Source organism: Citrobacter sp. Cs237 (assembly GCF_030332325.1).
Classification (GTDB): domain Bacteria; phylum Pseudomonadota; class Gammaproteobacteria; order Enterobacterales; family Enterobacteriaceae; genus Citrobacter_A; species Citrobacter_A sedlakii.
On sequence record NZ_JAOWIB010000102.1, the window covers coordinates 121,938 to 142,423 of the forward strand.

A 20,486-nucleotide genomic window follows, 5' to 3' on the forward strand; every position below is an offset into this window, starting at 1 on the left:
GCCGGATGGCGCTGTCGTCATCCGGCATCAACCTCACGCCATCACAGCAGTGATTTTGCGGCTTCGACAATCGCGGCGGCAGTCAGCCCGTATTCCTCCTGCAAAAAATCCTGCGTGCCAACCTGGCCGTAACGTTCTTTTACGCCGACCCGACGCATGGGCACCGGACAGGTTTCCACCAGCACTTCCGCCACCGCCGACCCCAGTCCGTTGTGAATACTGTGGTTCTCGCAGGTCACGATGCGTCCCGTTTTCTCGGCGTAGTTTTTCACCAGCATCCGATCGATAGGTTTCAGGGTGAACATGTCGATCACCGCGGCGCTGACCCCGTTTCTCTCCAGCTGCCGCGCCGCCTCCAGCGCTTCGGCCACCATGATTCCGTTAGCAATCAGGGTGATATCATTACCTTCCCGCAGCACGTTGCCTTTACCGATGGTAAACGTCGAGCCGGACGCGTAGATACTCGGCGCCTGTTTACGAATGGTGCGGACCCAGTAGAATCCCTCAAGGTCGATGAGCTGACGCAGGATATCCTCAAACATCACCGCATCCGTCACCTCCAGCACAATGGCGTGCGCCAGTCCACGCACGATCCCCATATCTTCAAACGACATGTGCGTACCGCCGTTATGACAGGCGGTGACGCCCGCATCCGAGGCGATCACCTTGACGTTATTTCGCTGGTAGTCCAGCGACATAAACAGTTGATCGAAACAGCGGCGGCTGGCAAACGCGGTGAAGGTATGCACGAACGGCTTGCGCCCGGTTAACGCCAATCCCGCGGCGGTGCCAATCACGTTAGCTTCCATAATGCCGCAGTTAATCACATGCTGCGGGTAATCACGGGCTACGCCATCCATCGCCATTGAACTCATCAGGTCTGCTTCCAGCGCGATGATCGGGCTGCCGTCTTTTATCTGCCGGGCCACGAATCCGGCGTATACCTTGCGCATCTCCACGCGATCTTTTTGTCCTGCGGGCGCGAGATTAATCATGCGTGACCTCCAGTTGGCGAATGGCGTTATTCAGGGTTTGCGTCATGTCCTCTGTCAGGCGCAGGTGATGAGAATTGCTCAACTGTTCAAGGCATGGCACCCCTTGCCCTTTAATGCTGTCAAGAATGATTACCCGTGGGCGGGCCTGCGCCTCGGGAACTGGCTGGACGGCAGCCAGTAGCGCCGGTATATCATCGCCCTTCACCGTGATGGTATCGAAGCCAAACGCGCGGAATTTTGCATCAAGGCTGAACGGGCGAATAATTTCATCTAACTCGCCGTCCAGTTGCTGCTTATTCCAGTCAACAAACACCGTCAGGTTGTTGAGGCAATGATGAGCAATAAACTGAAACGCTTCCCAGCACTGTCCTTCGTTCAGCTCACCGTCGCCGACAATACAGAAGACCCGGTTCGGACGCTGCGCCAACTTATGCGAGAGCGCCATTCCGGCGGCGATGGAGATCCCCTGCCCCAGCGATCCCGTGGTCGCGTCCACGCCACGGGTTTTCAGCCGATCCGGATGACTGGGCAGCCGGGTGCCGTTCTGATTCAGCGTGTTCAACTCGTCGATCGGGAAATAGCCTTTGATCGCCAGCGTGCTGTAAAGCGCCGGTCCCGCGTGCCCTTTCGAGAGAACAAAGTTATCGCGTTCCGGCCAGTCTGGATCGGCCGGATCGATTTTCATTACCGCGCCGTACAGTACCGCGAGGGTTTCCACCACCGACATACTGCCGCCATAGTGGCCGAAGCCCAGATGGGTGAGTGATTTCAGAGTAGCTACGCGAATATCCCGCGCCAACTGCGTCACTTCTTTTACATTCATGGTTTGGCTCCGTTATTTTCCGCTGAGTGACCTGTCGCCGTCTTGTTCTTTGCGAACAGATTCCAGAGGACCAGTACAACAAACAATCCGACCACCAGCCCGGTTATCGCCAGAGGCGACAGGTAGCGGGCCAGGTTACCGAGCACAATGCCAATCGCGCCAAAGTCGGCATCCGAGAAGGTGGTGTTGGCAAAGCCGATGGCGCCGAGTACCGGCAAGAGCAGTACCGGGAGGAAGGTAATCAACAGACCGTTGGCGAACGCGCCGAGCATAGCGCCACGACGGCCGCCGGTGGCATTACCGAACACCCCCGCCGTCGCTCCCGTGAAGAAGTGCGGCACGACGCCTGGCAATATCAGCACCAGCTTCATTTGCCCGAGCAGAAACAGCCCCACCAGCCCACCGAGGAAGCTAAACAGAAAGCCGATCAGCACAGCGTTGGGGGCATAGGGATACACCACCGGGCAATCCAGCGCCGGACGCGCGTTGGGCACCAGTTTTTCAGAGAAGCCGGTGAACGCCGGAACAATTTCCGCAAGGATGAGGCGAACCCCTTGCAGGATAATGAACACCCCGGCGGCAAAAGTAATCGCCATGATGATGGCGTAGACCAGATAGTTCTGCCCGCCGCTGAAGGTGCTTTCCACATACTCCCGACCGGCGCTAACCGCCATGATCAGATAGATGATCATCATGGTCAGCGAAATGGAGATCGAACTGTCGCGCAGGAAGCTTAAATTCTTCGGCAGATTCATTTCTTCGGTCGAACGGGAGCCTTTACCGCACACGCTGCCGATCCAGCCTGACAGCACATACCCCAGGGTACCGAAGTGACCAAAGGCAATGTCGTCGCTACCCGTGATGCGTTTCATGTAGCGTTGCGCCAACGCCGGGAAGAAGGCCATCACCAACCCGAGGATCAGCGAGCCGGTAAAGACCAGCCCCGCCCCCTCAAAACCGGCGACGGTCAGGATCACGCCGATCATACAGGCCATGTAAAAGGTGTGGTGCCCGGTTAAAAATATGTATTTCAGCCGCGTAAAGCGCGCGACAATAATATTCGCCACCATTCCGAACGCCATAATCAGTGCGGTAGCGGCACCGTATTTTTCCAGCGCAATCGAGACAATCGCTTCATTATTCGGAATAATCCCCTGGATAGTAAAAGCGTGTTCAAACATACCGCCTAACGGATTTAATGAGCCGACCAGAACGGTAGCCCCGCCGCCAAGAACAATAAACCCCAGAATTGTTTTAATGGTTCCCTTTACGACATCCGAAAAGGCTTTCTTTTGCGCCACCAGGCCAATAAGCGCAATTAAGCCCACCAGTACGGAAGGCACTTTAAGAATATCAACAACAAAATTCAGCGTTTCAAGGATAAACATAGCCACCTCGATGCATATTTGCGGTCATGCTGTGGTGAGACAGCGCGAAGGATTGAGTGCAGACAGAATTATTGTTTATCGAACCATGCCCGTAGCTGTGTTTCGAGTTCATTGATATCGATAATGTTATTGATTACCACCAGTTGCGCCTCGGGCACGCTGGCGCTGGCGGCAATATCTTTCGCCATCACAAAGAGATCGGCGGCGCCCGGCGTCGCCGAGGAGAGATCGGAATGTTCCACCTCAGCGTCAATATTGAGTTTTTTGAGTACCTTTTTAATATTCATTTCGACCATAAAACTACTGCCCAGGCCGGAGCCACAAATAGCCATAATTTTCATTGTTATTACCTTTTTTAAGTAGAGTTTGTTCGCATCACGCGCAGGCGTAATGTTTCATCAATACAGAGGCATGCGTAAAATTAATAACGTGAAATTATTTTTTTAATCTCCTCCAGGGTGGCTGCCTGATGTAATTTCGCCAGATCGTCATCGTTTGAAAATAATTCAGCCAGGGCCGAAATCATTTCGATATGGCTGTGTTTATCCGCTGCGGCTAATAAAATAATAATATCAACCGGATCATTTTCTCCTGCGCCAAACGACACGCCGTCCGTCAGCTTCAGCAACGATAAGCCGATAGCCTTTGCGCCTTCCTCCGGGCGGGCATGCGGCATCGCCAGCCCGGGCGCCAGCACATAATACGGCCCCAGCTTCTGATGTTGTGCGATGATAGCGCTAACATAATCAGGCGTAATGACGCCCGCCTGCAGCAGCGGCCCGGCGCAAATCCCAAGCGCTTCCCGCCAGTCGCTCACCTGCTCGCGCAGTTGAATCGTGTTATCCGTTAACCAGGTTTCAAGCACGATCGTCCCTCTCTCTTGACTTAACATGAGCAAACTTTATTCAACCCCAACCACCTTATCTGCGATCGCAATCACAAAGATAGCGCTATCAAACGCTATCGTTCAGATATGTGATAGCGCTATCAAAAACAGATTGCTGTGTGAAATCAGAGCAAACAAGGACAATTAAGGCGTATACTGCGCTAAACGTGACGCAAAGAACGATCATAAAAAAGCGTCTCAACTGGTTGTAATTGCGCAGGAATTTGTATGTCTCTAACCCGAAAACGGCGTAGTACCGGTAAAGTGACCATCGCCGATGTCGCACAGCTTGCGGGTGTCGGCACCATGACCGTCTCGCGTGCCTTGCGCACGCCGGAGCAGGTTTCCGATAAACTGCGGGAGAAAATCGACGCGGCTGTCCACGAGCTGGGATATATGCCGAATCTCGCCGCCAGCGCGCTGGCGTCAGCATCGTCACGTACCATTGCGATGGTGGTGCCAAATCTTGCCGAAGCAGGATGTTCAGAAATGTTTGCCGGATTGCAGCATATTCTGCAACCCGCCGGATACCAGATCATGCTGGCGGAATCCCGTCACCGTCTTGAGCAGGAAGAAAAACTGCTGGAAACGCTGCTGGCTTCCAATATCGCCGCGGCGATATTGCTCAGCGTCGAGCACAGCGACACCGTCCGACACTGGCTAAAGAACGCGTCGATTCCGGTCATGGAGATTGGCGCGATCCGTACCGATCCCATTGATATGAATATCGGGATTGATAACGTGGCCGCCATGTTTGAGCTGACGGAGATGCTGATTCAACGTGGCTACCAGAACATTGGCCTGCTGTGTGCGAATCAGGAACAGTGGATCTTTCAACAGCATTTGCAGGGCTGGTATAAAGCGATGCTGCGCCATCATATGTCGCCCAACCGGGTGATTAACGCCGCCCTGCCGCCCAATTTTTCCACCGGGGCTTCGCAACTGCCGGAGTTTATCCTGGCGTGGCCGGAACTGGATGCGCTGGTCTGCGTGTCGGATGAACTGGCCTGCGGCGTCCTGTATGAATGCCAGCGCCGACGGATTAAAGTCCCTGACGACCTGGCGGTTGTGGGGTTTGGCGACAGCGACGTCAGCCGGGTCTGTCAACCGCCGCTGACCACGATGGCGGTTCCGCACCGCAAAATCGGTCTTGAGGCCGGACGGGCCTTACTGGAAAGAATTCAGGATGGAAACTGGCGCGATCAACAGCCAATCGCCTCCAGTTTATGTCTGCGGGACAGTTGCTGAGGCGTTATTCCGCCTCTTCCTGTTTTTCTTGCTGTTCTTCTTGTTGCCGCTCACCTTTTGCAGACTCGTTTTTGGCGTTGCGGGTCATCCACAGCGCCAGCGCTTTTAGCGAGTCCGGGGTGAATTCGTCACAGCGGGCGGTAATTTCCTCCGGCGTCAGCCAGCATACTTCGCTGACCTCTTCCTCCTGCAAGGCGAAGGGGCCATGCGATACGCAGCTAAACAGCGCGCCCCAGACGCGGCAATGCTCATCTTCAAAGTAGAACTGACCGTGTTCAGCGAACGGAACGCCCGCAATACCCAGTTCCTCCTCCGCTTCGCGGCGGGCAGAGTCTAACAGTTGTTCGTCTGCCTGAACGACGCCACCGGCCGTGGCGTCTAACATGCCAGGCAAAAAGTCCTTTGTCTCGGTACGACGCTGCACCAGAATTTTGCCCATCCCATCGTGTACCACGATATAGGTTGCACGATGACGCAGGCACTGCGCTCGCATCTGTTCCCGGCTGGATTGTGCGATGACTTCGTTGTCTTCATTCACAATATCCACCCATTCCGTACTTGCCAAACGACGCTGTTCCACCATCAGGAAACCTTCTTTTTCTTAGCACTCTGCGGCGCATTTACATATGTGGGGGTAAATTACGAATTAATCGCCACCTGCGCAATGATACTTTGATCATTGAGTGCGATTACGCTCAATACATTATCGTCCAGCATTCCGTAGCTCGCCGGATGGCCGCCCTTCGGTATGCTCACGGAGCCAGGATTGAAATGGTATATATCGCCCCGCTTTTCTGCCACCGGCAGATGAGTATGTCCGTACACCAGCACATCGTTGGACTGCAGCGCTGGCAGATTTTCCGCTCCAAAAAGATGACCGTGGGTCAAAAAGAGCCGCTGGTTTTCCAGTAACGCCTGCTGCCACGGCGCGGTGAGCGGAAAGTGGAGCAACATCTGATCCACTTCGCTGTCGCAGTTGCCGCGCACGGCGATAATCCGCGACGCATATTCGTTCAACCGCCCGGCGACCTCAGCAGGCGCGTAGCCTTCAGGTAAGGCGTTACGCGGCCCATGATTCAGTATATCACCCAGTATCACCAACCATTGCGCGCCGCTGCGAGCAAACAGCGCCAGCACGCGCTCAGTGGCCGGTAAGGAACCGTGAATATCGGATGCAAACATCAGTTTCATCACGTCCTCCGCATCATAAAAAAACCGCACTATGATACTGGATTGTAGACCCTTTTTCAGCCCGTACGCTTAGCGGAAAGCGCAATATATCGCTGGACAGAAGCGCGCTGCCATTGAAACGCGGCATATTCCGCCAGCGGCGTCGGCACGTCGTCACCGTTGAGCGCCAGACGGTTGATCATCAGCGCCAGATCGGTGTCCGCCAGACACCATTCGCCGAACAGGTTCGGCGTCCCGTCAGCCAGCAGATGGCTCGCCGTGGCAAACAGCTTTTCCACGCTGGCTTTCCCGGCGTCGCTTAATGGCCCTTTCTTGACGCCGCCGAACACCACATCCGTCGGGCGCTCCTCGCGGACAGGCATCAGGTCGCTCCGGAGCCACGCCTGAATCTGCCGCGCCCGGGCGCGTTTCTCAAGATCGAGGGGATAGATGCGCTCCCATGTCGGCGGCGCAAAGCGATCTTCCAGATACTCCGCAATAGCTGACGACTCGCTAAGTTCGAACCCGTCAATCTCCAGCAGCGGTACCCGGCGCGTCTGGGCGTAACCCTGCCAGCCTGGCGCGAGATGTTCACCGCGATCCAAATCCACCGTTTTCAGGGTAAAAGGAAGCCCCTTTTCCTGGAGCGCGACGTAAGCAGACAGCACGTAAGGGGAGAAAAAATTGGCGTCTGACCAGAGGGTAATCACAGGTTTACTCATAGCTTCCTCGATGTTGATGGTTTTTTTCTTTCAACATAAAGCGTCTTTCGTTCGCTGTCACCTGATGAAATCTCACACAACACGCCAGGCTTTCTATACTTGTGGTTGTCTCGTAGATAAAACGCTTGCTGGAGCTGAAATGATCGATCTCTATTACGCCCCTACGCCCAATGGACACAAGATTACACTCTTTCTTGAAGAAGCCGAAATGGACTACCGACTGATCAAAGTCGATATCAGTAAGGGCAACCAGTTTCGTCCCGATTTCCTGGCGATATCGCCCAATAATAAAATTCCCGCGATTGTCGATCGCGCCCCTGCGGACGGCGGCGCGCCGCTTAGTCTTTTTGAGTCTGGCGAAATTTTGCTTTACCTGGCGGAAAAAAGCGGCATGTTACTGAGCGGCGAGCTGCGCGAGCGTCATATTACGCTGCAGTGGCTGTTCTGGCAGGTTGGCGGGCTTGGGCCAATGCTGGGGCAAAATCATCATTTCAATCATTTCGCGCCGCAGGCCATCCCGTATGCTATCGAGCGTTACCAGGTGGAAACTCAGCGGCTGTATAACGTGCTCAATAAACGTCTGGAAGCTTCTCCGTGGCTGGGCGGCGAGCATTACAGCATCGCGGATATTGCCTGCTGGCCGTGGGTCAATGCCCATCAGCGTCAACGCATCGATCTGGAAATGTACCCGGCGGTAAACAACTGGTTCCAGCGTATCCGCTCGCGTCCGGCCACCGAACGTGCGCTGATGCAGGCGCAGCTTAATCCTGAGACGTTGAAAGGATAACGCGCGGCGGTTCTCGTGTATGATGCGAAGGTTCATATATGGAGAACTCTGCAATGTCTCAACCTGACGCTATTATTCGTATAAAAAACCTTCGCTTACGCACCTTTATCGGTATCAAAGAAGAAGAGATCACTAACCGCCAGGATATTGTGATCAACGTTGCGATTCATTATCCGGCAGAAAAAGCGCGGGTCAGCGAAGATATTAACGATGCGTTGAATTACCGTACCATCACGAAAAGCATTCTTCAGCACGTCGAAAACAACCGTTTTTCGTTGCTGGAAAAATTAACGCAGGATGTGCTCGACATCGCACGCGAACACCACTGGGTCACTTATGCTGAAGTGGAAATCGATAAGCTTCACGCGTTACGTTATGCCGATTCGGTATCTATGACCTTAAGCTGGCGGCGTTAGTCGCCTTTACGGGAGGCTGCATGAACATACTGGTTACCGGAGGAACAGGTCTTATCGGCGGACACCTTATCCCGCGTCTGTTGGCGCTCGGGCATCAGGTGACGGTTCTCACTCGCAGCCCCGAAAAAGCCCGGGATCGGCTCGACAGTCGGGTGGCGCTCTGGACCACCCTGGACGATAAAAAGCAGCTTGATGATGTCGACGCGGTGATCAATCTTGCGGGTGAGCCGATTGCCGACAAGCGCTGGTCGAGCGCACAAAAGGAGCGTCTTTGCCAGAGTCGCTGGCGCATCACGCAGAAACTGGCGGATCTGATTAATGCCAGCGAGACGCCGCCCTCGGTACTGATTTCCGGCTCCGCTACCGGCTATTACGGTGATTTGGGTGAAGTGGTGGTGACCGAGGAAGAGCCGCCGCATAATGAATTCACGCATAAGCTGTGCGCGCGCTGGGAACAAATCGCCTGTACCGCCCAAAGCGATCGCACCCGCGTTTGCCTGCTGCGTACCGGCGTCGTGCTGGCGCCCAAAGGCGGTATTCTCGGTAAAATGGTTCCGCCGTTCCGGCTGGGGCTGGGAGGACCGATTGGCAATGGCCGCCAGTATTTACCGTGGATCCACGTTGATGACATGGTGAACGGCATCCTTTGGCTGCTGGACAACGATCTGCGCGGCCCCTTCAATATGGTTTCGCCCTATCCCGTGCGTAACGAGCAGTTCGCCCATGCGCTGGGACATGCGCTACAGCGCCCTGCTTTCGTTCGCGTCCCGGCGACGGCGATTCGCCTGCTGATGGGCGAGTCCTCGGTGCTGGTATTGGGTGGCCAGCGCGCGCTGCCGAAACGTCTGGAAGCCGCAGGCTTCGCCTTTCGCTGGTATGACCTCGAAGAAGCGCTGGAAGATGTGATTCGCTAACCCTCCGGCCTGTGCACGCTCGCCGTTCCGGTGGTAAGGTAATCAGGATGACTTCCGGAATGGCGATTTTATGGCTTTACTGACGACCCCGCGACTGACGCTCTCCCCTTTTCAGGCGACCGACTGGCCTTTCTTTCTCGCCCTGCGAGAGAACCCGGATATTATGCGGTATATGGGCGAACGCTGCCCGGAACGCGATATCCGTTTACTGTTCGCGCGTCGTCTGGTTTCGAAACATATGTTCGTTATTCGCCAGCATCATGACGCAACCCCGCTTGGGGACGTCGGTCTGCAAATCAGCCATCAGTTTCCCCAGGAAGCGGATATCGGCTATTGCCTGCTCCCTGATGTGCAGGGGCGCGGCTTTGCCAGCGAAGCCGTTCGCGCCGTGTGCGAGTATGGCTTTCACGATGCAGGGCTACAGGCGATCAACGCCTGGGTGCTGGCAGAAAACCGGGGGTCCGTAAGATTGCTGGAAAAGCTCGGATTCGCGCGCACGCAGGTGCTGGAAAAAGCATTCACGATCAATGGTATTCGCTATGACGACTGGGGTTACCGGCTGGAAAGCGCCTGAAGGCGCGGCGCTTATCCAACCTGTAAGAAACGTAATTTGCCGCCCGGCGAAACTGGTGACTATTTCAACGAACCTTTAAGAAACTGCTGCAATCGCGGGCTTTGCGGATTGCCAAACAGTTGCTCTGGCTCCCCTTCTTCTTCAATCTTCCCCTGATGCAGGAAAATCACGTGGCTTGACACATGGCGAGCAAAACCCATTTCGTGGGTCACCACTACCATGGTTTTTCCCTCTTCCGCCAGTTGCTGCATGATGCGCAACACTTCACCCACCAGTTCAGGATCCAGCGCAGAGGTCGGCTCATCAAACAACAGCACCTCCGGTTCCATCGCCAGCGCGCGGGCAATCGACACGCGCTGCTGCTGCCCGCCGGAAAGATGCACCGGATATTTACCCTGGGCACGCTCATCAATGCCCACTTTCGCCAGATACTTGATCGCCCGTTCGCGGGCTTCCTGCTTGCTCAGGCCCAGTACCTGAACCGGCGCTTCCATGACGTTTTCCAGCACCGTCATGTGGCTCCACAGGTTAAAGTGCTGAAACACCATCGTCAGACGCGTGCGCAACAGGCGGAGCTGGGTTTTATCCGCCACCTTCAGTTGACCGTCTTTGTCGCGTACCAGCGTGATATTTTGGCCGCTGACCACAATCGATCCTTCGCTCGGCTTCTCAAGAAAGTTAATGCAGCGCAGAAAGGTACTTTTCCCCGAACCCGATGAGCCGATAATACTTATCACATCCCCGGCGTTGGCCTGCAGCGATACCCCTTTCAGCACTTCATGTTCGCCGTAGCGTTTGTGCAAATCGATAACGTTTAATTTATTCTCAGACATCGTGTTACTCGAATTATTTAGAGGAAACATGCTGCAACCAGCGCCTTTCCGCCCTACGGAACAGACTGATCAGGACATACGAAATGATTAAATACAGCACGGCGGCAAGCCCGAAAGCGGTAAAGGGCTGATAGGTCGCTGAATTGATATCGCGAGCGATTTTAAGCAGATCCGGCACCGTCGCGGTAAAAGCCAGGGCCGTGGAATGCAGCATTAAAATAACCTCGTTGCTGTACGCCGGAAGCGCAATACGCAGCGCCGAAGGCAAAATAATGCAGCGGTACATTTTAAACGAAGAAAAGCCATAGGCCCGCGCGGCCTCGATTTCACCATGCGGCACCGAGCGAATGGCGCCGGCAAAAATCTCGGTAGTATAGGCGCAGGTGTTAAGGGTTAACGCCAGAACGGTACAGTTCAGGCCGCTACGAAAGAAGGCGTTGAGGAAATCGGTGCCTTTGACGATTTCCAGGGTATACATCCCCGAATAGAACACCAGGAGTTGCACATACAGCGGCGTCCCGCGAAAGATATAGGTAAATAACCAGATGGGGAACTGGATAAACTTATTGCTGGACACGCGGCCAATCGCAAGGATCACCGCCAGGATGCCCCCCATCACCACTGATGAGATCAGCAGCCACAGGGTAATCGCCACGCCGGTAAAGCGATAGCCGTCAGTCCAGAGCAGGGATTTCCAGTACTCCTGAATAATGTCGATCACAGGTCAGCCCTCTTTACACCCACGGAGTAACGGCGCTCGAGGAACAGCAGCACACCATTGGACACAGTCGTAAACACCAGATAAATCAGCCCGCACACCACTGCGAAATAAAAGGGCTCCCAGGTGCTCTTACCGGCCAGTTGCGTAGCTTTTACCACATCTTCCAGACCGAGCAGCGAAACCAGCGCCGTGGCTTTCAGGATAACCTGCCAGTTGTTGCCAATGCCGGGCAGCGCATAGCGCATCATTGCCGGAAACATAATGCGGCGAAACGTCTGCGATGACGTAAAACCAAAGGCGGTCGCCGCTTCGATATGACCTCTCGGCACCGCCATGAACGCACCGCGGAAGGTTTCCGTGAAATATGCGCCGTAAATAAAGCCGAGAGTAATAATACCGGCAACCATTGGATCAATATCGATTTGGCCGACCCCCAGCGCGTCGGTGACCGTATTCAGCGCAATCTGCAGACCGTAGAAGATCAGCAGCATTAGCACCAGATCCGGCACACCGCGAATCAGGGTGGTATACCCTTCGAAAATAAGCCCCGTCACCCGGTTTTGCGAGAGTTTAGCCCCCGCCCCGACGAGGCCGATCAGCACCGCCAGCACGACGGAACTGAGCGCCAGTTCCAGCGTGACGATCGCGCCCTGTAAAATAACACCTGAAAAGCCGTACAACATGCTGCCTGTCCTGTCGTGAGTGGTGAGTAAGCGCCTCTTTTGACGTCACGTCCTTCGTATGCCGGATGGCGGCACTGACCTTATCTGGCCTAAGACAACTGTCTGCAGGCCGGATAAACGTTGCGCCATCAGGCTGAAAAAAGGATCATCACGCCGTTTCGGGCTTTATCTGCACCGGCGGGAATTAACCGCCATAAACATCAAAATCAAAGTACTTTTTCGCCAGCTTTTCGTAAGTCCCGTCAGCGCGCATATCGGCAAACGCTTTATTAAGGGCTTCACGCAGTTCGTTGTCTTCTTTACGCAGACCCATACCGGTCCCGACGCCGAACAGTTTCTCGTCTTTCACAGACGGGCCGCCGAATTTGTAATCTTTGCCAACGGGTTGCTTCAGAAAGCCTTCGCTTGCCGCGACTTCGTCCTGGAATGCCGCATCGATACGTCCCGCAGTCAGGTCAGAGTAGATGTTGTCCTGCCCCTGGTAAGAGACAATCTCAATGCCCTTCGGCGCCCAATGCTCGTTACCAAACGTCTCCTGAGTGGTGCCCTGAAGTACGCCGACGCGCTTGCCTTTCAGCGACTCGACGGTCGGCTGAATATCGGAATCTTTGGCCACCACCAGACGCGAATCAGCGGCATACAGTTTGTCAGTGAAAGCGATCTCCTGCTGGCGCTTTTCCGTGATGGAAAGCGAAGACATGATGGCATCGATTTTCTTCGCTTTTAACGACGGGATCAGCGCGTCCAGCGGGTTCTCAACGAAGGTGCATTGTGTATTGATACGTTTGCACAGCTCTTTCGCCAGATCGATATCAAAACCCACCAGTTCACCCTGCGCGTTTTTCGATTCAAAGGGGGCGTAAGTAGGATCGGTACCAATGCGAATTTTTTGCGGAATGGCGGCAAAAGCTGCGGTAGCGCTGGAGAAGGCCAGCACCAGGGAAAGAGATAACACCAGTTTTTTCATAGCTATCCTCAACAGACTGTCTTTATAGGGGATCTTTACAGGACCAGGTGCGGTTATCGTGCCATTAATCGGGTCGGCAAGGCAAAGCATTCTACCCAAATAGCCGGTTTATTTTGCATGAAAAGCGCTTAAGTATGCATATTTCCGCCAGCCGATCCAACCACTGCACTGTTATGGTGCATTTCTGCCTGACTGCACCGCGAAAGGTTACCCAAACGGTGCAGCCAGATCCCCTCACTGGCGCGATCAGTCGCCGTAGACGTTAAAGTCGAAGTACTTTTTCGCCATCTTGTCGTAAGTACCGTCCTTACGCAGATCGCCCAGCGCCTTGTCAAAGGCCGCTTTCAACTCTGCGTCGTCCTTACGTAAACCGACGCCCGTCCCGTCGCCAAAGTACTTCTTGTCTTTCACGGAAGGACCGGCAAACGCATAGTCTTTACCGGCAGGTTGTTTCAGGAATCCTTCGCTGGCGGCCACTTCATCCTGCAGAGCAGCATCAAGGCGGCCCGCCGTCAGATCGGAGTAAATCAGATCCTGGTTGGCGTACGCCACCACATCTACACCTTTACTGCGCCAGTTGTCATTGGCATACGCTTCCTGGGTGGACCCCTGCAGAACGCCGACGTGTTTGCCTTTCAGCGCATCCAGCGTCGGTTGGATCGGCGAACCTTTCGCCGCAATCAGTCGTGAGTCAGCCGCGTAGAGTTTGTCAGAGAAGGCGATTTCCTGCTGACGCTTATCGGTGATGGAAAGCGAAGAGATGATGGCATCAATTTTCTTCGCCTTGAGCGACGGGATCAGCGCGTCGAAATCGCTGGCGACCCAGGTACATTTGACCTGCATACGCTTGCACATCTCATTGCCCAGATCGATATCAAAGCCGACAAAATCGCCTTTGGCGTCTTTCGAAGAGAATGGCGCGTAGGTGGTGTCCGTACCGATACGAACCGTTTCCGGTAACGCGGCATAGCTGGATGCGCCAACAGAAAGACCTATCAGTAATGACAGAGCGAGAACTGACTTCTTCATACATAACCCTCAAGTGGAATGACTTTATTATGTTTTGCGTTGTGTTGTGTGTTTGCAGGCTTTTTCATGCAGGTCTTATGCCATTTTCGCGTCGATGAGGATATTCGACGTTAAATATGTTAATAAAACGTTGCAATATTGTCCTGATGTTGAAGATAGCAGGTCTGGCGGATGAACCGCAGCGTTTCGGTGGCTTTTAGCGAATTAAATGTCGAGGATATGATCGCGGTTACAAAATTGCCCTATAACAGGGCAACGGTTGCCAGAAGGCGCGCTAAGCAGGCAGCGCTATGCGCCCTGCCAGCGGGCAAAGAGATCCTGCGGTAGCGCAATGTCAAACTGATCAAGAACGCGGTTAACGGTTTGATTTATCACATCATCCAGCGACTGCGGACGATGATAAAACGCCGGAACCGGCGGCATAATCACCGCGCCAATTTCCGCCGCCTGGGTCATTAATCGAAGATGCCCCAGATGCAGCGGTGTTTCCCGCACACAGAGCACCAGCGGACGGCGCTCTTTCAGCACCACGTCGGCGGCGCGGGTGAGCAGACCGTCGGTATAGCTGTGCACAATGCCGGACAGCGTTTTAATCGAGCATGGCAGGATGACCATTCCCGTGGTCTGAAAAGAGCCAGAGGAGACGCTGGCGGCAATGTCACGCGCGTCGTGGGTGACATCAGCAAGCGCCTGCACGTCGCGCAGCGATAAGTCGGTTTCCAGCGACAACGTCTGTCGGGCGGCCTGACTCATAATCAGGTGCGTTTCAACATCCGGCACGTCGCGTAAAACCTGCAACATGCGCACGCCGTAAATGGCGCCGCTGGCGCCGCTAATTCCTACGATGAGTCGTTTCATGATATATCGCCCTGTCTGACTTCTGGGCTGACTTTGCAGGATTTCAGGGGGAGTTGCAAGCAGGGTGCGGAAACCGCACCCTGAGAGGAAGAGATTACCCTTCGTTATGCATTTCGAGATTTTCCACTTCGTTCTGCCGCTGCACCGCTTTGGCGTCGTCATTGCGCAGGGAATCGAGAAAATCCAGATACTGTTGATCAACGTCTTTCGTCACGTACACGCCGTTAAATACCGAGCATTCAAACTGTTGGATATCCGGGTTCTCGGCGCGTACGGCTTCGATCAGATCGTTCAGATCCTGGAAGATTAGGCCGTCTGCGCCGATAATCTGGCGGATCTCATCCACTTCACGCCCGTGGGCGATCAGTTCGTTAGCGGTAGGCATGTCAATGCCGTACACGTTCGGGAAACGAATTTCCGGCGCGGCTGACGCCAGATAGACCTTTTTCGCCCCGGCTTCACGCGCCATCTCAATGATCTGCTCAGAGGTGGTGCCGCGCACGATAGAGTCATCGACCAGCAGAACGTTTTTATCCCGGAACTCCGCGCGATTAGCGTTCAGCTTGCGGCGCACCGATTTACGGCGCAGCTGCTGACCCGGCATGATAAAGGTACGTCCCACGTAGCGGTTTTTCACAAACCCCTGGCGGTACGGCTTACCCAGAATACGGGCAATTTCCAGCGCGATATCGCAGGACGTTTCCGGGATCGGGATCACCACATCGATATCCAGGTCTTCCCACTCACGGGCAATTTTTTCACCCAGCCTGGTCCCCATATTAACGCGGGCGCTGTAGACGGAAATTTTGTCAATGAAGGAGTCCGGACGCGCGAAGTAGACGTACTCAAACAGACACGGGTTGCTGACCGGGTTTTCCGCACACTGGCGGGTAAACAGCTGGCCTTTTTCCGTGATGTACACCGCCTCGCCGGGCGCGACGTCACGGAGGAATTCGAAGCCCAGCGTATCAAGCGCCACGCTTTCTGAGGCCACCATGTACTCGGTACGGCCATCGCCAATATCGCGTTTGCCCAGCACCAGCGGACGGATCCCGTTCGGATCGCGAAAGGCGATCATCCCGTGGCCGATAATCATCGCCACGCAGGCATACGCCCCGCGAATCTGGCGGTTTGTCGCGGCGATAGCGGCAAAAATGTTATCGGCTTCCAGCGGATAGTGACGAAAGTTATCCAGCTCGCTGGCAAAGATATTCAGCAGGATCTCTGAATCGGAGGTGGTGTTGATGTGGCGACGCTTTTCTTCGAACAGCTTTTTACGCAGCTCATGGGCGTTGGTCAGATTGCCATTGTGGGCAAGCGTGATGCCATACGGTGAGTTGACGTAGAATGGCTGAGCCTCTGAGGCGCTGGAGCTGCCAGCCGTTGGGTAGCGCACATGACCGATACCCATGTTGCCCTGCATACGCTGCATGTGACGCGCTTCGAACACGTCGCTCACCAGGCCGTTCGCTTTACGCAAGCGGAAGCAGTTGTTCGCATCAATGGTGATGATGCCTGCGGCATCCTGGCCACGATGCTGGAGCACCGTTAAGGCGTCATAAATCGACTGGTTGACCGGCATAACACCGGCGATACCGACAATACCGCACATACGTCTTTTTCCTCGTTAACCACATCTCAGAACCCAGTCAGGTTCTGGGCAAGAAACTTGACGAGCTTTGCAGATAGTCAAAAAACCATCTGATGATGAAACTGAACTCCGGGATAAGCCGTGACTGACTCCAGTCCTCACTTTTCGACAAACCGGTAAAGGTATCGAGAAAGAACAGAATAGCGGCAACAATCAGTACACCACGCAGAGCCCCAAAACAGATCCCCAGCACCCGGTCAGTACCGGACAACCCGGTTTTTTCGACCAGTTGCCCGATAACAAAGTTGACGACCGCGCCGACAATGAGCGTCGCGATAAACAGCACCGCGATGGCAATCCCGTTTCGAACCAGTTCGTCTTCAAAGCCCGAAAACCAGACAGACAGATAAGTGTAGTAATGGCTGGCGACAAAGAAAGCACAACCCCATGTCACCAACGATAACGCTTCACGTACAAAGCCACGGATCAGGCTAACCAGACAGGAAAAACCAATCACCGCGATAATGGCGTAATCAATCCAGACCATAAGTGTCCCACGATTTAACGCCCTGCCGTCCTGTTCGGGGCGCATTCTAACAGAAAAAGAAAACGTTTGCGTAGGGATTTCCTTCCCGCGCGTAAATAAAAATGGCGCTGAAAAAATATTCAACGCCATCATACTTTTTGGCCGTTTTTGGCCTTGCCGGATGGCGTCGTTAACGCCTTATCCGGCCTGAAAAACCGCGTCGCGCCTGGCGATAGGGGGCTTAGTTCGGACTGTATCCCATCACCACTCCGCTTAGCCCGGAGAGCTGTTTCAGTTCACCAAGCGCGCTTTTCAGCTTGTCGCGAGACGCGTCCGGCCCGACCAGGATGCGGGTGATTTTTCCCTGCACTGGCGTCGACGGCACAGTATATACCCGGTAACCCGCGCCGCGAAGTTTACCCACAATCTCATTGACCTTGTCGGCGTTTTTCAACGCCCCTAACTGAACAACATAGGCTTTCCCGGTCGGTGCCGGTTTTTCTTCTGCCGCGGGCTTAGGCGCAGGCGCTGTCGGCTCTACCACCGGCTGTGGTTTCGGCTGCGGCTTCGGTTTTTCAACCGGTTTTGGTTTTGGCTTTTCAACCGGCGCTGGCGCCGGATCAATCGCCGGATTGTTGGTCGACGCATAGCGCGAAGGGTCCAGCGACGGCGCCGCCGCATCGCCTGCGCGCACTTCTTCCGCAGCGCCTTCCGGCGGCTGGGTCGGCAAAGCCTGCGTGGCAGCGGGCATCATATCAGGCTCATCGCGATCGCCCGGTTTCGGCACCAGCGGGATAGCGGCAAACTCATCCTGATAATGCTTTTTTTGCCCGTCGAGCAGGCCTGGAAGCACAATCACGCCCAGTGCGACCAGCACAATTGTGCCAACTAAACGATTCTGAAATTTACTCGCCACCGATTCTCCCCGCGTCCATCACTTCCATGACATGTGCCACCGTGTGGAATGATCCACATACCAGTACGGTATCTTCTGGTTTCGCCTCCGCCAGCGCCGCCTGCCATGCCTGCGCGACACTGTCATAGACAGTGCCCTGGCCCAGATGTTCCAGCAGCTGTTCCGCCGTCGCGCCGCGCGGCCCTTCCAGCGGAGCACAATACCAGTCGTCGACCACGCTTTTCAACCAGGCTAACGTTCCCGCAATATCCTTATCATGTAGCATACCGATAACCGCCAGCACGCGCCCTTGTTTCGGTAACCCTTTCAGTCGCCCGGTCAGGTATTCCGCCGCATGGGGATTATGCGCGACATCGAGAATGACCCGTGGGGACTCGCTCACAATCTGAAAACGTCCGGGTAGAATCGCCCCGGCAATACCGTCGCGGATCGCCTGCTCGCCGATCGTAAGCCCGCTTGCGCGTAGCGCCGCCAGCGCCGTCGCCGCGTTTGGCTGCGGCACCTGCGGCAACGGCAAACCGGTTAACGTACCGTTGGCGTCGGTAAAACGCCAGCTGTCGCCCGACACCGCATAATGCCAGTCTACGCCGCGTCGCTGGAGCAAAGCCCCTTTTTCCTGCGCGACGTCGGCGATGGTATACGGCATTTCCGGTTCGCCAACAATCGCCGGTTTTTCAGCGCGGAAGATCCCGGCTTTTTCCCGGCCAATGCTTTCGCGATCCGGTCCCAGCCAGTCGGTGTGGTCAAGCGCGATACTGGTGATCACCGCGACGTCAGCATCCACCATATTGGTGGCGTCCAGCCGACCGCCTAACCCCACCTCCAGAATAACGACATCAAGATTCGCCTGCTTAAACAGCCACAGCGCGGATAGCGTACCGTACTCAAAATAGGTCAGGGAAATCTCACCGCGCGCAGCTTCAATTTCCGCAAAAGAGGCGGTATGGGCCGATTCCGGCAGTTCTTTACCCGCAATGCGCACGCGCTCAGTGTAACGGACCAGATGCGGCGAACTGTAAACGCCCACGCTGTAGCCTGCCGCCGTCAATACGGACTCCAGCGTGCGGCAGGTTGTGCCTTTGCCATTCGTTCCGGCGACGGTAAAGACAAATGGCGCGGGCTTTAACACGTCCAGTTTCGCTGCCACCTGACTTACGCGCTCAAGACCCATATCAATCGTTTTGGCGTGGAGATTTTCCAGATAAGAAAGCCACGAGGCCAGGGGCGACGCGGCTTGGGGAATGCGTTTGTTATCCATGATGCCCGTAAATTGGTTACATTGAGAAAAGCAAAAGGCAGCGCCAGCTGGCCCTGCCCTTTTGTACTCGTCGTCTTTCAAGCTGCAGGCTTGTTGGCTGCTCTCGTTCACCCGAATCACTTGCCTGTGCAAGCTCATCGGGATGAACGCTCTTGCCGCCTACCTGCAACTCGAAAACCATAGAGTAAATTATCAGGCCTCGGGTTCCTGATCCGGTACCGGAGGTACCACCACGCCTTCACGTGGAGCATCCGGATTCGGCGCGGGTAAGTTCATCAGCTTCGCCAGAATGCTGGCCAGTTTCAGGCGCATTTCCGGACGGCGGACAATCATATCGATAGCGCCTTTTTCGATCAGAAACTCACTGCGCTGGAATCCCGGCGGCAGTTTCTCACGGACGGTTTGCTCGATCACGCGCGGACCGGCGAAGCCAATCAACGCTTTCGGTTCAGCGATATTAAGATCGCCCAGCATCGCGAAGCTTGCGGATACGCCACCCATTGTCGGGTCAGTAAGCACCGAAATGTACGGCAGACCGCGTTCCTGCATTTTCGCCAGCGCAGCGGATGTTTTCGCCATCTGCATCAACGACATCAGCGCTTCCTGCATACGCGCGCCGCCGGACGCGGAGAAGCAGATCAGCGGGCAGTTATCTTCCAGCGCCTGCTCAACGGCGCGGACGAAACGCGCACCGACAACAGATCCCATGGAACCGCCCATAAAGGCAAACTCAAACGCCGCCGCGACAACCGGCATGCCGTGAAGCGTACCTTTCATGACCACCAGCGCGTCTTTTTCGCCGGTTTCCTTCTGCGCGGAAGCCAGACGATCTTTATACTTCTTGGAGTCACGGAACTTCAGCACGTCTTTCGGCTCAAGTTCGCTACCCAGCTCCACAAGAGAACCTTCATCTAACAGGCTATGCAGGCGATTGCGCGCCGACATGCGCATGTGATGGTCACACTTCGGACAGACCTCAAGATTACGTTCCAGCTCAGCGCGATATAAAACCTGACCGCAGCTATCACATTTGGTCCACACCCCTTCAGGAATGCTTGCCTTGCGGGTTGGAGTAATGTTGCTTTTAATTCGTTCAATCCAGCTCATTGGTGACCTTTCTGCCTGAACCCTGGTTAGCTTTGTTATAAGGGGCGCATGATGCCATTTTTGCCCCCAACAGA

Annotated in this window: 24 protein-coding genes; 5 read left to right on the forward strand and 19 right to left on the reverse strand. The window is 55.0% G+C overall.

Going from position 1 to position 20,486, the window contains the following annotated elements; genetic code table 11:
* Positions 1-41: 41 nt before the first annotated feature.
* From OGY07_RS10110 to OGY07_RS10130, 5 genes are all read right to left on the reverse strand, one after another.
* Entirely contained in the window at positions 42-995 is a 954-nt protein-coding gene (locus OGY07_RS10110; protein WP_181822827.1) for a transketolase family protein, read from the reverse strand.
* On the reverse strand, positions 988-1,818 hold the full coding sequence (locus tag OGY07_RS10115) for a transketolase (protein ID WP_286600304.1): 831 nt from the start codon (positions 1,816-1,818) through the stop codon (positions 988-990). The genes OGY07_RS10110 and OGY07_RS10115 overlap by 8 nt, the downstream gene beginning before the upstream one ends.
* Positions 1,815-3,206, reverse strand: a complete 1,392-nt coding sequence (locus OGY07_RS10120; protein ID WP_042290708.1) for a PTS ascorbate transporter subunit IIC — start codon at positions 3,204-3,206, stop codon at positions 1,815-1,817. Before OGY07_RS10120 ends, OGY07_RS10115 begins: the two co-directional genes overlap by 4 nt.
* A gap of 68 nt (positions 3,207-3,274) precedes the next feature.
* Complete coding sequence (locus OGY07_RS10125) at positions 3,275-3,547, reverse strand: PTS sugar transporter subunit IIB (RefSeq protein ID WP_042290710.1); 273 nt, start codon at positions 3,545-3,547, stop codon at positions 3,275-3,277.
* 80 nt (positions 3,548-3,627) lie between these two features.
* Positions 3,628-4,071 carry a PTS sugar transporter subunit IIA gene (locus OGY07_RS10130; protein ID WP_286600307.1) on the reverse strand — a complete coding sequence of 148 codons (444 nt, stop codon included), beginning with the start codon at positions 4,069-4,071 and terminating at the stop codon, positions 3,628-3,630.
* A 249-nt stretch (positions 4,072-4,320) separates the two neighbouring features.
* Here OGY07_RS10130 and OGY07_RS10135 point away from each other — a divergent pair, with 249 nt between their 5' ends.
* Complete coding sequence (locus tag OGY07_RS10135) at positions 4,321-5,340, forward strand: LacI family DNA-binding transcriptional regulator (RefSeq protein WP_286600311.1); 1,020 nt, start codon at positions 4,321-4,323, stop codon at positions 5,338-5,340.
* Between the two features lie 4 nt (positions 5,341-5,344).
* Here the strand turns inward: OGY07_RS10135 and yfcD are convergent, their stop codons facing one another.
* From yfcD to yfcF, 3 genes are read right to left on the reverse strand one after another with little or no spacing between them, the layout of a single operon-like run.
* Positions 5,345-5,923 (reverse strand): NUDIX hydrolase YfcD, encoded by a 579-nt coding sequence (gene yfcD / locus OGY07_RS10140; protein ID WP_042290714.1) that lies wholly within the window; start codon positions 5,921-5,923, stop codon positions 5,345-5,347.
* 56 nt (positions 5,924-5,979) lie between these two features.
* On the reverse strand, positions 5,980-6,531 hold the full coding sequence (gene yfcE, locus OGY07_RS10145) for a phosphodiesterase (protein ID WP_042290716.1): 552 nt from the start codon (positions 6,529-6,531) through the stop codon (positions 5,980-5,982).
* A gap of 56 nt (positions 6,532-6,587) precedes the next feature.
* On the reverse strand, positions 6,588-7,232 hold the full coding sequence (gene yfcF / locus OGY07_RS10150) for a glutathione transferase (RefSeq protein ID WP_042290718.1): 645 nt from the start codon (positions 7,230-7,232) through the stop codon (positions 6,588-6,590).
* Between the two features lie 139 nt (positions 7,233-7,371).
* On the opposite strand from yfcF, the gene yfcG reads away from it, so the two are divergent.
* The 4 genes from yfcG to OGY07_RS10170 all read left to right on the forward strand — a co-directional run bounded on the left by yfcG (position 7,372) and on the right by OGY07_RS10170 (position 9,923).
* A complete protein-coding gene (gene yfcG, locus OGY07_RS10155; protein WP_181822823.1) occupies positions 7,372-8,019 on the forward strand; it encodes a GSH-dependent disulfide bond oxidoreductase in 648 nt (215 codons plus the stop codon).
* Positions 8,020-8,072: 53 nt separating this feature from the next.
* Positions 8,073-8,435 carry a dihydroneopterin triphosphate 2'-epimerase gene (gene folX, locus OGY07_RS10160; protein ID WP_042290722.1) on the forward strand — a complete coding sequence of 121 codons (363 nt, stop codon included), beginning with the start codon at positions 8,073-8,075 and terminating at the stop codon, positions 8,433-8,435.
* A gap of 20 nt (positions 8,436-8,455) precedes the next feature.
* Entirely contained in the window at positions 8,456-9,349 is an 894-nt protein-coding gene (locus tag OGY07_RS10165; RefSeq protein WP_181822822.1) for a TIGR01777 family oxidoreductase, read from the forward strand.
* Between the two features lie 70 nt (positions 9,350-9,419).
* The gene (locus OGY07_RS10170; protein WP_042290725.1) at positions 9,420-9,923 is read left to right on the forward strand and encodes a GNAT family N-acetyltransferase; all 504 of its coding nucleotides are present in this window, start codon (positions 9,420-9,422) and stop codon (positions 9,921-9,923) included.
* A 59-nt stretch (positions 9,924-9,982) separates the two neighbouring features.
* On the opposite strand, the gene hisP is transcribed toward OGY07_RS10170, so the two are convergent.
* The 11 genes from hisP to accD form a co-directional block, all read right to left on the reverse strand.
* Complete coding sequence (hisP, locus tag OGY07_RS10175; protein ID WP_042290727.1) at positions 9,983-10,756, reverse strand: histidine ABC transporter ATP-binding protein HisP; 774 nt, start codon at positions 10,754-10,756, stop codon at positions 9,983-9,985.
* Positions 10,757-10,769: 13 nt separating this feature from the next.
* Complete coding sequence (gene hisM / locus OGY07_RS10180; RefSeq protein WP_042290728.1) at positions 10,770-11,477, reverse strand: histidine ABC transporter permease HisM; 708 nt, start codon at positions 11,475-11,477, stop codon at positions 10,770-10,772.
* Positions 11,474-12,160, reverse strand: coding sequence for a histidine ABC transporter permease HisQ (locus OGY07_RS10185; RefSeq protein WP_060570100.1), 687 nt, complete (start codon positions 12,158-12,160; stop codon positions 11,474-11,476). Before OGY07_RS10185 ends, hisM begins: the two co-directional genes overlap by 4 nt.
* A gap of 184 nt (positions 12,161-12,344) precedes the next feature.
* Positions 12,345-13,127, reverse strand: a complete 783-nt coding sequence (hisJ, locus tag OGY07_RS10190) for a histidine ABC transporter substrate-binding protein HisJ (protein ID WP_042290731.1) — start codon at positions 13,125-13,127, stop codon at positions 12,345-12,347.
* A 246-nt stretch (positions 13,128-13,373) separates the two neighbouring features.
* Positions 13,374-14,156 (reverse strand): lysine/arginine/ornithine ABC transporter substrate-binding protein ArgT, encoded by a 783-nt coding sequence (gene argT / locus OGY07_RS10195; protein WP_042290732.1) that lies wholly within the window; start codon positions 14,154-14,156, stop codon positions 13,374-13,376.
* Between the two features lie 288 nt (positions 14,157-14,444).
* The gene (gene ubiX / locus OGY07_RS10200) at positions 14,445-15,014 is read right to left on the reverse strand and encodes a flavin prenyltransferase UbiX (RefSeq protein ID WP_286600321.1); all 570 of its coding nucleotides are present in this window, start codon (positions 15,012-15,014) and stop codon (positions 14,445-14,447) included.
* Between the two features lie 94 nt (positions 15,015-15,108).
* On the reverse strand, positions 15,109-16,626 hold the full coding sequence (gene purF, locus OGY07_RS10205) for an amidophosphoribosyltransferase (protein ID WP_042290735.1): 1,518 nt from the start codon (positions 16,624-16,626) through the stop codon (positions 15,109-15,111).
* A 37-nt stretch (positions 16,627-16,663) separates the two neighbouring features.
* Positions 16,664-17,152: a colicin V production protein gene (gene cvpA / locus OGY07_RS10210; protein WP_042290946.1), complete on the reverse strand. Its 489-nt coding sequence runs from the start codon at positions 17,150-17,152 to the stop codon at positions 16,664-16,666.
* 220 nt (positions 17,153-17,372) lie between these two features.
* The gene (dedD, locus tag OGY07_RS10215; protein WP_181822818.1) at positions 17,373-18,047 is read right to left on the reverse strand and encodes a cell division protein DedD; all 675 of its coding nucleotides are present in this window, start codon (positions 18,045-18,047) and stop codon (positions 17,373-17,375) included.
* The gene (gene folC / locus OGY07_RS10220; RefSeq protein WP_199956633.1) at positions 18,037-19,305 is read right to left on the reverse strand and encodes a bifunctional tetrahydrofolate synthase/dihydrofolate synthase; all 1,269 of its coding nucleotides are present in this window, start codon (positions 19,303-19,305) and stop codon (positions 18,037-18,039) included. The genes dedD and folC overlap by 11 nt, the downstream gene beginning before the upstream one ends.
* A 192-nt stretch (positions 19,306-19,497) precedes the next feature.
* On the reverse strand, positions 19,498-20,412 hold the full coding sequence (gene accD, locus OGY07_RS10225; RefSeq protein ID WP_042290740.1) for an acetyl-CoA carboxylase, carboxyltransferase subunit beta: 915 nt from the start codon (positions 20,410-20,412) through the stop codon (positions 19,498-19,500).
* Positions 20,413-20,486: the final 74 nt, after the last annotated feature.

Excerpts from the sequence above, each read along its gene's own strand:
- OGY07_RS10110 (WP_181822827.1), bottom strand. The coding sequence starts at position 995 with ATGATTAATCTCGCGCCCGCAGGACAAAAAGATCGCGTGGAGATGCGC.
- OGY07_RS10115 (WP_286600304.1), bottom strand. The coding sequence starts at position 1,818 with ATGAATGTAAAAGAAGTGACGCAGTTGGCGCGGGATATTCGCGTAGCT.
- OGY07_RS10120 (WP_042290708.1), bottom strand. The coding sequence starts at position 3,206 with ATGTTTATCCTTGAAACGCTGAATTTTGTTGTTGATATTCTTAAAGTG.
- OGY07_RS10125 (WP_042290710.1), bottom strand. The coding sequence starts at position 3,547 with ATGAAAATTATGGCTATTTGTGGCTCCGGCCTGGGCAGTAGTTTTATG.
- OGY07_RS10135 (WP_286600311.1), top strand. The coding sequence starts at position 4,321 with ATGTCTCTAACCCGAAAACGGCGTAGTACCGGTAAAGTGACCATCGCC.
- yfcD (WP_042290714.1), bottom strand. The coding sequence starts at position 5,923 with ATGGTGGAACAGCGTCGTTTGGCAAGTACGGAATGGGTGGATATTGTG.
- yfcE (WP_042290716.1), bottom strand. The coding sequence starts at position 6,531 with ATGAAACTGATGTTTGCATCCGATATTCACGGTTCCTTACCGGCCACT.
- yfcF (WP_042290718.1), bottom strand. The coding sequence starts at position 7,232 with ATGAGTAAACCTGTGATTACCCTCTGGTCAGACGCCAATTTTTTCTCC.
- yfcG (WP_181822823.1), top strand. The coding sequence starts at position 7,372 with ATGATCGATCTCTATTACGCCCCTACGCCCAATGGACACAAGATTACA.
- folX (WP_042290722.1), top strand. The coding sequence starts at position 8,073 with ATGTCTCAACCTGACGCTATTATTCGTATAAAAAACCTTCGCTTACGC.
- OGY07_RS10165 (WP_181822822.1), top strand. The coding sequence starts at position 8,456 with ATGAACATACTGGTTACCGGAGGAACAGGTCTTATCGGCGGACACCTT.
- OGY07_RS10170 (WP_042290725.1), top strand. The coding sequence starts at position 9,420 with ATGGCTTTACTGACGACCCCGCGACTGACGCTCTCCCCTTTTCAGGCG.
- hisP (WP_042290727.1), bottom strand. The coding sequence starts at position 10,756 with ATGTCTGAGAATAAATTAAACGTTATCGATTTGCACAAACGCTACGGC.
- OGY07_RS10185 (WP_060570100.1), bottom strand. The coding sequence starts at position 12,160 with ATGTTGTACGGCTTTTCAGGTGTTATTTTACAGGGCGCGATCGTCACG.
- hisJ (WP_042290731.1), bottom strand. The coding sequence starts at position 13,127 with ATGAAAAAACTGGTGTTATCTCTTTCCCTGGTGCTGGCCTTCTCCAGC.
- argT (WP_042290732.1), bottom strand. The coding sequence starts at position 14,156 with ATGAAGAAGTCAGTTCTCGCTCTGTCATTACTGATAGGTCTTTCTGTT.
- ubiX (WP_286600321.1), bottom strand. The coding sequence starts at position 15,014 with ATGAAACGACTCATCGTAGGAATTAGCGGCGCCAGCGGCGCCATTTAC.
- purF (WP_042290735.1), bottom strand. The coding sequence starts at position 16,626 with ATGTGCGGTATTGTCGGTATCGCCGGTGTTATGCCGGTCAACCAGTCG.
- cvpA (WP_042290946.1), bottom strand. The coding sequence starts at position 17,152 with ATGGTCTGGATTGATTACGCCATTATCGCGGTGATTGGTTTTTCCTGT.
- folC (WP_199956633.1), bottom strand. The coding sequence starts at position 19,305 with ATGGATAACAAACGCATTCCCCAAGCCGCGTCGCCCCTGGCCTCGTGG.
- accD (WP_042290740.1), bottom strand. The coding sequence starts at position 20,412 with ATGAGCTGGATTGAACGAATTAAAAGCAACATTACTCCAACCCGCAAG.